At 46.0% G+C, this 10728-nt stretch carries 9 protein-coding genes and 1 pseudogene; 7 read left to right on the top strand and 3 right to left on the bottom strand.

Annotated features, from left to right (window positions below):
• Positions 1-228 precede the first annotated feature (228 nt).
• Together sppA and ansA are read left to right on the top strand one after the other, a co-directional pair.
• A pseudogene (gene sppA / locus VR7878_RS16520) lies at positions 229-2007 on the top strand (signal peptide peptidase SppA); the annotation flags it as partial.
• Between the two features lie 100 nt (positions 2008-2107).
• Positions 2108-3121 carry an asparaginase gene (gene ansA / locus VR7878_RS16525; RefSeq protein WP_077337147.1) on the top strand — a complete coding sequence of 338 codons (1014 nt, stop codon included), beginning with the start codon at positions 2108-2110 and terminating at the stop codon, positions 3119-3121.
• 148 nt (positions 3122-3269) lie between these two features.
• On the opposite strand, the gene VR7878_RS16530 is transcribed toward ansA, so the two are convergent.
• Positions 3270-3563 (bottom strand): YeaC family protein, encoded by a 294-nt coding sequence (locus VR7878_RS16530; RefSeq protein ID WP_077337148.1) that lies wholly within the window; start codon positions 3561-3563, stop codon positions 3270-3272.
• 123 nt (positions 3564-3686) lie between these two features.
• Between VR7878_RS16530 and VR7878_RS16535 the strand changes: the two genes are divergently transcribed.
• Positions 3687-4499, top strand: coding sequence for a DUF2989 domain-containing protein (locus tag VR7878_RS16535; protein WP_077337229.1), 813 nt, complete (start codon positions 3687-3689; stop codon positions 4497-4499).
• A 39-nt stretch (positions 4500-4538) separates the two neighbouring features.
• Here VR7878_RS16535 and msrB read toward each other — a convergent pair whose 3' ends face one another.
• Positions 4539-4940, bottom strand: coding sequence for a peptide-methionine (R)-S-oxide reductase MsrB (gene msrB / locus VR7878_RS16540; RefSeq protein WP_077337149.1), 402 nt, complete (start codon positions 4938-4940; stop codon positions 4539-4541).
• A 339-nt stretch (positions 4941-5279) separates the two neighbouring features.
• On the opposite strand from msrB, the gene gap reads away from it, so the two are divergent.
• From gap to VR7878_RS16560, 4 genes are all read left to right on the top strand, one after another.
• Positions 5280-6275, top strand: coding sequence for a type I glyceraldehyde-3-phosphate dehydrogenase (gene gap, locus VR7878_RS16545; RefSeq protein WP_059120424.1), 996 nt, complete (start codon positions 5280-5282; stop codon positions 6273-6275).
• 117 nt (positions 6276-6392) lie between these two features.
• Positions 6393-7280, top strand: a complete 888-nt coding sequence (locus VR7878_RS16550) for a D-hexose-6-phosphate mutarotase (RefSeq protein WP_077337150.1) — start codon at positions 6393-6395, stop codon at positions 7278-7280.
• 108 nt (positions 7281-7388) lie between these two features.
• The gene (gene rlmA, locus VR7878_RS16555; RefSeq protein WP_077337230.1) at positions 7389-8207 is read left to right on the top strand and encodes a 23S rRNA (guanine(745)-N(1))-methyltransferase; all 819 of its coding nucleotides are present in this window, start codon (positions 7389-7391) and stop codon (positions 8205-8207) included.
• Between the two features lie 134 nt (positions 8208-8341).
• Positions 8342-8707 (top strand): hypothetical protein, encoded by a 366-nt coding sequence (locus VR7878_RS16560; RefSeq protein WP_077337151.1) that lies wholly within the window; start codon positions 8342-8344, stop codon positions 8705-8707.
• A 159-nt stretch (positions 8708-8866) separates the two neighbouring features.
• On the opposite strand, the gene VR7878_RS16565 is transcribed toward VR7878_RS16560, so the two are convergent.
• Entirely contained in the window at positions 8867-10459 is a 1593-nt protein-coding gene (locus VR7878_RS16565) for a bacteriohemerythrin (protein ID WP_077337152.1), read from the bottom strand.
• Positions 10460-10728: the final 269 nt, after the last annotated feature.

Below are 10728 nucleotides of genomic sequence, written 5' to 3' on the forward strand. Positions count from 1 at the left end.
TTGAACCTCGGGAGTTAACCTGCCCATCCAGTGAGGCATATTTTCTGATTAGGCGGGCAAGACTTTTTGGATCTCATTTGGGCGCGATACATAGAGTATCAAACTGACGCCGGATATATGTTTAAGGCCGCGTTTCATTTTCAGGAACAACCGTCGATGGTGAATTTATGAGATGAATAAATACATTGAGGAAGTCTGAAAAATACTTTGATTTAGATGGAGTGACCATATATGTTCACTCTTGCCATCATTTACATCTTGTATACTCAATCCTCACAAGAGGACACAAGCATTCAGATTCATCAGCCCTCTGCGCTGGTGCTGAACTTATCGGGTCCGATCCGTGAACAAGCCACCTATGTTCAATCGGTTGATTCAATTGCCAGTTCACTCCTTGGTGACTCGCTGCCGAAAGAAAACATTCTGTTTGATATCGTCGATACTATTCGCCATGCAAAGGACGATGAACAAATTTCGGGACTGGTGCTCTCACTCGGAGAGATGTCTGAGACCAACCTGACGAAGCTCCGCTATATCGCCAAAGCAATTAATGAGTTTAAAGCCAGTGGCAAGCCGGTGTTTGCGGTCGGTAACCTGTACACACAAAGCCAGTATTATCTGGCCAGTTACGCTGACAAAATTCTAATGTCTCCCGACGGATTGGTGATGCTCAAAGGCTACAGTGCTTACGGTTTATATTACAAAACCCTGCTCGATAAGCTTGATATCACCACTCATATTTTCCGCGTCGGCACTTACAAGTCTGCGGTTGAGCCCTTTATGCGCGATGATATGTCGGATGCAGCAAAAGCATCAAACAAGCGCTGGTTACAACAGCTCTGGGATGCCTATCTGAGCGATGTCGCTGCCAACAGAAATATCACACCGGACAAATTACGCTTATCGATGGATGATTTTCTGACGCAACTGAAGCGTGTCCACGGTGACGTGGCCAAACTGTCACTCGATCTCGGGTTGGTCGATGAACTGGCGTCCCGCCCGCAAATGCGTGCTGAACTGAGCGATACATTTGGCAGCAATGGCCAAGACGGCTACCGTTCAATCAGTTACTACGACTATCTCAACACGCTCGACTCACAGTTCAAACCTAGCCTGACCACCGACAACGAAATCGCTGTGATTGTCGCTTCAGGAACCATCATGGATGGTAATCAGCCTCGTGGTGAAGCCATTGGTTCGGAAAATATCAGCGCCCTGCTGAGAGATGCGCGTAATGATCCACACATCAAAGCCGTGGTATTGCGCGTGGACAGCCCGGGAGGCAGTGCTTCAGCCTCTGAAGTTATCCGTAGTGAGATTGATGCGCTGAAAGCTTCTGGCAAACCGGTCGTGGTTTCCATGTCCAGTCTTGCCGCTTCAGGAGGATACTGGCTGTCAACCAGTGCAGACCAAATTGTGGCGCAACCTACAACACTCACAGGGTCGATCGGGATATTCAGTGTGCTGACCACCTTTGAACACAGTCTTGACCGTATCGGTGTGTCGACTGACGGTGTGGGAACCACGCCATTTTCCGGTCAAGGTTTCACTACCGGTCTGTCCGACGGCACCAAACAAGCCCTGCAGCTAACCATCGAGCACGGATACCAGCGCTTTATTTCGTTGGTCGCAGAACATCGTAACTTGTCTTTGCAAGATGTTGACAAAGTGGCACAAGGACACGTCTGGACGGGTCAGGATGCGCTCAAGTTCGGTTTAGTCGATAAAATGGGTGATTTTGATGACGCCGTTGATCTGGCCGCCAAACTGGCCAAAGTGGATGATTATCAACTCAACTGGCTGGAAGAACCGGTTTCAACCATGCAGAAATTACTGATTGGGCTATTTTCGGAAGCCCGTGTATCACTGGGGCTCGATGTGACAGCGCTACTCCCCGAGAGCCTGCGCTCAACAACCCAGAAAATGCTCAGTGACGCAACGCTACTCAACCAGTTGAACGACCCTAAAGGACAGTATGCATTCTGTCTCAATTGCGAAGTTGAATAAACCATTAAACGTGATCAAGGGCGACACTGTCGCCCTTTTTATTACCGATGATTCCGCTATAATCGCACTCCCTGAACTTGATAGAAGAGTAATTTCAGTCATGGCAAGAAAACATATCTATATTGCCTACACGGGCGGCACGATTGGTATGCAAAAATCATCACACGGTTATGTACCGGTGGCTGGTTTTATGGAAAAGCAACTTGCTGGTATGCCCGAGTTTCATCGTCCGGAAATGCCTGAATACACCATTCACGAATATGATCCGCTGATCGATTCATCAGATATGACACCTGAAGACTGGCAGCTCATCGCGGATGATATCCGTAAAAACTACGAGCAATACGACGGTTTCGTCATTCTGCACGGCACAGATACGATGGCCTATACAGCATCAGCGCTGTCATTTATGTTAGAAAATCTGGGCAAACCGGTGATTGTGACCGGCTCACAGATACCATTAGCCGAACTGCGCTCCGACGGACAAGCCAACTTGCTCAATGCGCTCCACATCGCTGCCAACTATCCCATCAATGAAGTGACACTGTTTTTCAATAATCAGCTGATGCGAGGCAACCGCAGCACCAAATCCCATGCGGATGGGTTTAATGCCTTCACTTCACCGAACCTGCCGCCCCTGCTGGAAGCGGGAATCAATATTTCGGTGAGCAGCAATGTAACTGTCGGCAAGCAGCCCGACGGCCCTTTTCAGGTCAGTGATATCACGCCACAACCGATCGGGGTGATTACCATGTATCCGGGCATCTCCCATGAGGTAATCCGCAATACATTGCTTCAACCCGTCAATGCGATGATTCTGCTGACCTTTGGCGTCGGTAATGCGCCGCAAAATCCTGAGTTGCTCGCTCAGCTCAAAGCCGCCTCAGAACGGGGAGTAATTGTGGTCAACCTGACCCAGTGCCTTGCCGGGAAGGTCAATATGGGTGGTTATGCGACCGGAAGTGCACTGGCGGAAGCCGGGGTCATCAGCGGGTTCGATATGACGCCGGAAGCGGCACTGGCCAAACTGCATTATCTTTTGAGTAAAGGGCTGGATTACGAAACCGTCAAAGCTGAGATGCAAAAAGTTCTGCGGGGAGAAATGAGCCTGTAACACCGCCGGTTTTCTATAGACGGTATCTGAAACAGAAAGCTGAAACAGAAAGCCGAAACAGAAAGATTAGCGTTGACCCGATGATCAAGCCGCACTCCCAGTGAAGAAAGTCCTCAACCGGGAGTGCAGCTGTCAATGATAACGCCAATCAATCAGGTTGATTGGGATTAACGCGCAAGATATCGTCTTCTGTCTGCCCGGGCTGAAACTGTTTTTTCAGTTCAGCCTTCGATTTGAAACAAATCTCTCCGCCGGCGGCAACTGTCATATGTTCCGGCTGTGCGTTATGCTTAGATTGGTACAACATCACAGCTTGAATACATGAGTCTCGCTGTTGTGCCGAAAGTATCGTACCTTCAGGCCACTTACCCGTTTCAACAGCATAGAGTAAACGCTGGTAAGCCTCAGGTGTAATCGCATCAATGAGTTGTTGAGTATCCATTGCATATCCCGGATGGTTGGTTGTACGAACAATTCAACATAATGAAGTTTCAGCCGCTAACGTCAAGATATGTCGCATAAATAATTGTATATGATCACAGGCTATCGTTATATGCAACAACCAATGAAGTATACTAGTCTTGCTATCACTGTTCTCTTGTTGAGCGGTTGTTTTGAAAATACCAGAAATACAGACAAACTTTGTCTGGATCACCCCGAACTCCGGTGCGAAGAACTGAACATTAATGACGGGCAATGCCGTGTTGCCAGAACAAATCTCATCTGGCATCGTCTCGAAGTTTACAAAGACCCGACAGATCTCAATAAAATCACCGAATACCAACTCACCCAGCAATATAAAAAATGTCTGGAAGTTGCCGCCCAGATTCAACCGATTGATCAGGCTGAACTCAAGAAAAGACGTTTCAATGCCTTACTCAATTCCGGGAAAAATATGGAACGCCTGGAAAAAGAGCTCATGCAATTTAACACCCCCTCCTCACTCTATTTTTTATGGAGTCAAACCGGTGATACACAGGCTCGCAGGCAATTTTTACAACTGGAAGGCAAACCGGAGATGGAAACCGCAGCGCTTCAATATGCGCTGGCAACTTTCTATATCGACAGAGACAGAGAAAAAACCATCAAACTGCTCAATCACGCACTGGAACTCTCTGATCCGGAGTCATTAAATACCAGTATTCTAGAATCATTAGCCAGTTTGAACCAACTGCTCCATCATCAAGAAGCATCTTACATTTGGGCCATGGTCGGCAAACATTTCGGTGTCCCCATCGCATCGACCCAAAATATCCAGCTGATGTACGGCTTCAGTGATGAAAAATTCACGATGTTAGATGACGTTGCAGATATGATTATTGATGCTATAGAAAACCATGAATATCATCCGTCTATAATGCCTGAGTTCAAAAAATAATCATTCTGTACGATTTATACAAGAGTGAAGAAAAAATTTTCACTCTTGATCGTTTTTGTTGAAAATTAACGACACCGAATTGACACAGTAACGTTCACCGGTCGTTTTCGGACCATCATCAAATACATGCCCGAGATGGCTATCACAAGCAGCACAGCGGATTTCAATCCGGCTCATGCCATGACTGTTATCCTGTAAATATCGAATTGCATCGGCACTGAGCGGTGCATCAAAACTTGGCCAGCCACATCCGGAATCATACTTATTCGCTGAGGAAAACAACGGCGCCTGACAACAGGTACATGTATAGAGACCTGTCTCTTTATTATGAAGGAGCTTTCCGGAAAACGGCATCTCGGTGCCCTGCTGGCGACAAACTCGAAATTGCTCATCTGTAAGCGCTTGACGCCACTGAGATTCTGATTTTTTAACCTGTTTCATATCCTCACAACTTATACTGGGTACTTTACTTTTACGCGCTCGATTTTATCATGTTTTTTTCATGAAAAACTTGCACAGTCGCGGTGTTGTAGCACATACTTCAACACCTTAACATCATTCGTTGAGATCTTTTAGAATACCATGGATGCTTCGGTATTCTAGACCAACTGGTGATTGGCAGAGGCCAGATTGCAGAATAAATGTAACCGACCGAAAGAAAGATTCACTTTTTTGATTTTAAACAATTAAAGTAGGATTATCGGTTGCAGAGATGAATCGGTTTCTGTAATTTTACTACCAGTATCTTTCATTAAGAAATTAAGTTGTGGAGCAACTACAATGACTATCAAAGTAGGTATTAACGGTTTTGGCCGTATCGGCCGTTTTGTTTTCCGTGCAGCACAAGAGCGTAACGACATCGAAGTTGTTGGTATTAACGACCTTATCGACGTAGATTACATGGCATACATGTTAAAGTACGATTCAACTCATGGTCGTTTCAACGGAACTGTAGAAGTTGAAGGCGGTAACCTGATCGTTAACGGTAAGACTGTACGTGTCACTGCAGAACGCAACCCAGAAGACCTGAAGTGGGATGCAATCGGTGTTGACGTTGTTGCTGAAGCAACCGGTATCTTCCTGACTGACGAAACTGCACGTAAGCACATCACTGCTGGTGCGAAAAAAGTTGTTTTGACTGGTCCTTCTAAAGACGCAACGCCAATGTTCGTCAATGGTGTTAACTTCGACACTTACGCTGGCCAAGACATCGTTTCTAACGCGTCTTGTACAACAAACTGTCTGGCACCTATCGCTAAAGTACTGAACGACAAATTCGGTATCGAATCAGGTCTGATGACAACAGTTCACGCAACAACTGCAACTCAGAAAACTGTTGACGGCCCGTCTGCAAAAGACTGGCGCGGTGGCCGTGGTGCTTCTCAGAACATCATCCCATCATCAACTGGTGCTGCAAAAGCAGTTGGCGTTGTACTTCCTGAAGTTAACGGCAAACTGACTGGTATGGCTTTCCGTGTACCAACAGCAAACGTTTCTGTTGTTGACCTGACAGTTAACCTTGTAAACGGTGCTTCTTACGAAGATATCTGTAAAGCAATGAAAGAAGCGTCTGAAGGCGAACTGAAAGGCGTTCTGGGTTACACTGAAGATGCAGTTGTATCTCAAGACTTCATCGGCGAAACTTGTACTTCAGTATTCGATGCGAAAGCTGGTATTGCACTGACTGACAAATTCGTAAAAGTTGTATCTTGGTACGATAACGAAATCGGTTACTCAAACAAAGTTCTTGATCTGATTGCGCACATCTCTAAGTAATCGCAATTCAATCTGAACTTGTTCAAAAGGCGGCTGATAGCCGCCTTTTATATTTTCAGACCACCCACTTGTTGAACCCAATCTCCGGCTGAGTACCCAAAATGCGAGGATGAAAAAATGGATTTACATGCTTTACCCACCCTGACCAACCTGTCTGACTGCGTCTCCATTGTTGAACAAGAGAACACGAAAATAGTGCGTGTCATCCACGATAAGGCAACCGCCGGCATTTCTTTATTCGGTGGCCATGTAATTTCCTTTCAGCCCACAGGTCAAAACGATTTAATCTGGATGAGCGATGCAGCGATATTTGATGGCTCAACCCCGTTGCGCGGTGGTATTCCCGTTTGCTGGCCTTGGTTTGCCCGGATTGGCTCACCGTCTCACGGTTTTGCCCGGACTCAGCAATGGACCCTGATTGAACATCGGGAAAGTGAAGCCGGTGTGGTGGTAACGCTCGGCCTGACAGCCAATCCCGAAACACTGGCAATCTGGCCCTATCAATTCAGCTTGCGCTTGTACATTGCCATCAGCGATACGCTTGAAGTGACGCTGGAAATGACCAACGAAGACGCAAGACCGTGGCACTTCTCCGGAGCACTCCATACCTATTTGCATGTCGGTGATATCCGCCAAGCCACAACCACAGGCATGGGTCATGAATACATTGATAGCCTACAAAATAATATGCTATGTCAGGGTGACGATACATTACAACTGACGGACACGATTGACCGCGTTTACACTCAGCCGACACCACAGATTCATCTTCATGACCCTGAACTGAAACGCACGATTGTCGTTGAAAACGAGGGCCATAATTCGGCAGTGCTATGGAATCCTTGGTCACAGGGTGCTCAGTCAATGGCGGACATGACCGACGATGGCTATCAAACCATGCTGTGTATTGAGTCGACCATTCATGCCCCCTGCATTTCTACGGGGATCACTTTGCAACCGGGCGAACAGCATCAATTGAAAACCAAACTCGCTGTCACTGATTAACATACAACACTTGCGCTTGTCCCTGCGTCAACCTGACAAGCGCTTTTTATTTGTAGTAGAACCCGATACACTGCCCGCCTTCAATCGATACGAGATACAAGCCCGATGATGTCTTATCAATGTCCATTGTGTGACACACCACTTCAGCAAGAGCCCGGTACATTTCGGTGTATCAATCGCCATCAGTTTGATATTGCCAAAGAAGGGTATGTTAATTTAATGCCCGTTCAGCATAAACGTTCCAAAGATCCCGGTGATAATAAGGCAATGATGCAAGCCAGACGTCACTTTCTGGAACAAGGGTACTATACCGCCATGCGTGATCAAGCTGCCCGCCTCTGCGCGCAATTTATCTCGCAATCTGCTGAATTGTTGCTGGATATCGGCTGTGGCGAAGGCTACTACACGACTCATGTCGCACAAACCCTAGATGCAGACAACTCTGATTTGCAGGTCTACGGTCTGGATATCTCCAAACCAGCGATTCGCTATGCTGCCAAACGGTATCCCAATTGTCAGTTTTGTATTGCATCCAGTCATCGGCTGCCTTTTGCCGCACAAAGTATCGATGCCATATTACGTATCTACGCACCATGCAAATCAGAAGAACTCCACCGTTGTCTGAAAGACGATGGGATCGTGGTAACCGTGACACCGGCAGCCCGTCATCTATACCAGTTAAAAGCACTGATTTATCAGGATGTTCGTTTGCATGATCCACAGGCAGAATCGATTGAAGGATTTACCCCGGTTCATGAAGAGCAGTTACATTATCCGATGCAGATGAGTGGTACAGACGCATTGAATTTACTCCAAATGACCCCTTTTGCCTGGCGCGCCAGTGAAGCAGTTAAAACCGCATTACAACAGCAAGAGACCTTTCACTGCGAAGCAGACTTCACGCTGCGGGTTTATCGAAAAATATAACACCTCCCGGATTCAGGCATATTTTTTGCTGTATCTATATTGATATGTTATCTGCAGGAAAATTTTGAGAAAAAATAACTCAAGTTTTTCCTTCACCCTCCGTTAACTTAAAAGGAGATGGGCAGGAGAATGTTATGGACCCAGTAAAAGCAACAGGATCTACAACTTTGTATTCACCTCAGTCGGTTAAAGCAAAACAAATTGCACCGACAGCTCAGAGTGCGCCTGATAAAACCAATGAATTCACAAAAGTTGAGCAAAACAAAGTCATCTTATCTGACGAAGGGAAAGCTTTGCTTGCCGCGCTGAAAGAAATCGACAAAGAAAACAAAGCGAGTGAAGACAAAAGTGTTGGTGATAAAGTCGAATCATTCACTTATGGTGCTCTGGGCATGGAACATCCTAAAAAATTAGAAGAAGAAGATGACGGCTCTTACTCTGCGGGGCAATATCTTTCCGCAGCGGCAACAGTTGGCAGTATCTTGCTCGCCATTGTTTGATTTAAAAACACACCATTGAATCAAACATGACGGCCTGACCCGCGACAACTTCAACTTCTTTGATTTTTTCCCATCCCTTCAGATGATCCGTCTCTGAAGGGATATTTTTTATCTGCATCGGTGATTAACCAACGGCTCCAACTGCCTCCGTTATGCCGATCATTCAATACCATGTTCACGAAAACAACTAACGTACTGCTTATCTTCTTTCTGAATATGTAACGTTAACCAATCTTCAAGAAATGACATCAGTTCTTTACCAATGTTTTCGCCATTTTCAACCCGTTTCTGGAAATCAAGCACCTGCTCGACCAATCGATGATGAGCATCGACGTGTTCTTCTTCATTCACATAGCCGAACTGTTCAAACAGCGTCTCCTCATACTGGAAGTGATTTGCTGTATAATCGATCAAGCCTTGTACCACCCGTTTAATCGATGCCAATCCATAACCGTTATTCAATAAATGATTCAGTTCATTAATCAGATGGACTAAGGTTTGATGCTGACGGTTGATCTCCTGAATATCCAAATCAAGTGAAGGCCCCCACTCGATTAGTTTATTTCTTTGCTTATCTTCAGCTTCCAGTTGGCGGTGATCAATCGCAAAACGGTGCAAGAGTGAATTAATTTCACCGGATATATTTTGCACCGTGACACTCGCCATCAGTGTCTCCTGTGTCGCTCTGACATTCTCTTTTGCCACACCAGAGATTTCTGACAGACAGTGTTCCAAATTAACCGTCGCATTGACCTGCTCATCCAGAGACGTGGTAATCTGGCTGCTCTGCCCTTTAATTTCAGCGATCTTATCCAACAGTTGCGTGAAAGACTGACTGGTCTGATCGACAATCCCCATAGATTCTTGCATACATTCACTGTTTCTCTGCATTGCTTCAACCACGGTACTAATACTGGTGCGCAATGCTTCGATCCGCTCATGAATATCATGGGTTGCCGTTTGCGTACGCGTTGCGAGCGTCCGCACTTCATCGGCAACGACAGCAAACCCTCGCCCTTGCTCTCCGGCCCGGGCGGCTTCTATCGCGGCATTCAAAGCCAACAAATTGGTCTGTTCCGCAATATCACTGATTGTCCCGATCACCTGACCAATACTGACACTCTCTGCTTCGAGCGAAGTGATATGCTGATGTGATGTTTCGATTTGCTCACTGGCTGTATGTAACGCATGTTCCAGTTGCGCCATACCACGACAACCATCATCCGCCTGTGTTTTGGCTTCATTCGCATAACCGGATGAGATCTCCGTAAAATGTGCGACCTGCCGGGTTGTCTCTACCAATTGTCCGACGATTTCTGCCGCCTGTTCAACATCGTTTTTTTGTTGTAAAGCCCCGACTTTAGATACTTCAGAATCTTTTTTTACCGACTCGGCGACATGAAGCAACGCTGCCGAGGTTGCCCCTAGTGCCCCAACCGTTCGGGAAACATCTTCACCAATTCGATTAAAAGAGCGATAAAGCGGATGCGCGCCTTCTCGCTCAGTCTTGATTCTGACCCGCAGGTCACCTTCAGACAACTCAATCGCAGCACTTTGTGTCATAACGAGTAAGCGATGAAATGACTGTAATGACAAAAACACCACGATACTGAACAGGATTTGCCCCCCTGTCCACCACCAAAGTTGCTGTGAAATAAAATAAGCTAAAAAAGGAAGTTGCAGGATAAACAGGATGAGATTCCATTGTTGCGCGCTCAACTGACTTAATTTTTTTATATTGTTATAATTCATAAATAACTCTCAAGGGGTAATACACGTTTGTTATATTGATTTCCCCAAGTGACTGTACGATACGGCTCAGAAAGCTATCTGAAGGGATTCCGCCCCCAGAACATCGAGTCTGCTTGGGTAGGCCTCATACAATTACTTAACAAAATCATAGAAAAAGATTGATAAGTTTCCAGAAAATGTAACAAAAAATAAAGCACAAGCATTCGAAAATTTGATCGCATAACAATAATCATAAAAATACAGTCAGCGACCCCATTCATTCCCGAATT

This window comes from Vibrio ruber DSM 16370 (assembly GCF_900163965.1).
Classification (GTDB): Bacteria; Pseudomonadota; Gammaproteobacteria; order Enterobacterales; family Vibrionaceae; genus Vibrio; species Vibrio ruber.

Bases quoted from the DNA above. Each gene is read 5' to 3' on its own strand.
- VR7878_RS16530 (WP_077337148.1), bottom strand. From the start codon at position 3,563: ATGGATACTCAACAACTCATTGATGCGATTACACCTGAGGCTTACCAG.
- msrB (WP_077337149.1), bottom strand. From the start codon at position 4,940: ATGAAACAGGTTAAAAAATCAGAATCTCAGTGGCGTCAAGCGCTTACA.
- VR7878_RS16535 (WP_077337229.1), top strand. From the start codon at position 3,687: ATGAAGTATACTAGTCTTGCTATCACTGTTCTCTTGTTGAGCGGTTGT.
- VR7878_RS16565 (WP_077337152.1), bottom strand. From the start codon at position 10,459: ATGAATTATAACAATATAAAAAAATTAAGTCAGTTGAGCGCGCAACAA.
- rlmA (WP_077337230.1), top strand. From the start codon at position 7,389: ATGTCTTATCAATGTCCATTGTGTGACACACCACTTCAGCAAGAGCCC.
- VR7878_RS16560 (WP_077337151.1), top strand. From the start codon at position 8,342: ATGGACCCAGTAAAAGCAACAGGATCTACAACTTTGTATTCACCTCAG.
- VR7878_RS16550 (WP_077337150.1), top strand. From the start codon at position 6,393: ATGGATTTACATGCTTTACCCACCCTGACCAACCTGTCTGACTGCGTC.
- ansA (WP_077337147.1), top strand. From the start codon at position 2,108: ATGGCAAGAAAACATATCTATATTGCCTACACGGGCGGCACGATTGGT.
- gap (WP_059120424.1), top strand. From the start codon at position 5,280: ATGACTATCAAAGTAGGTATTAACGGTTTTGGCCGTATCGGCCGTTTT.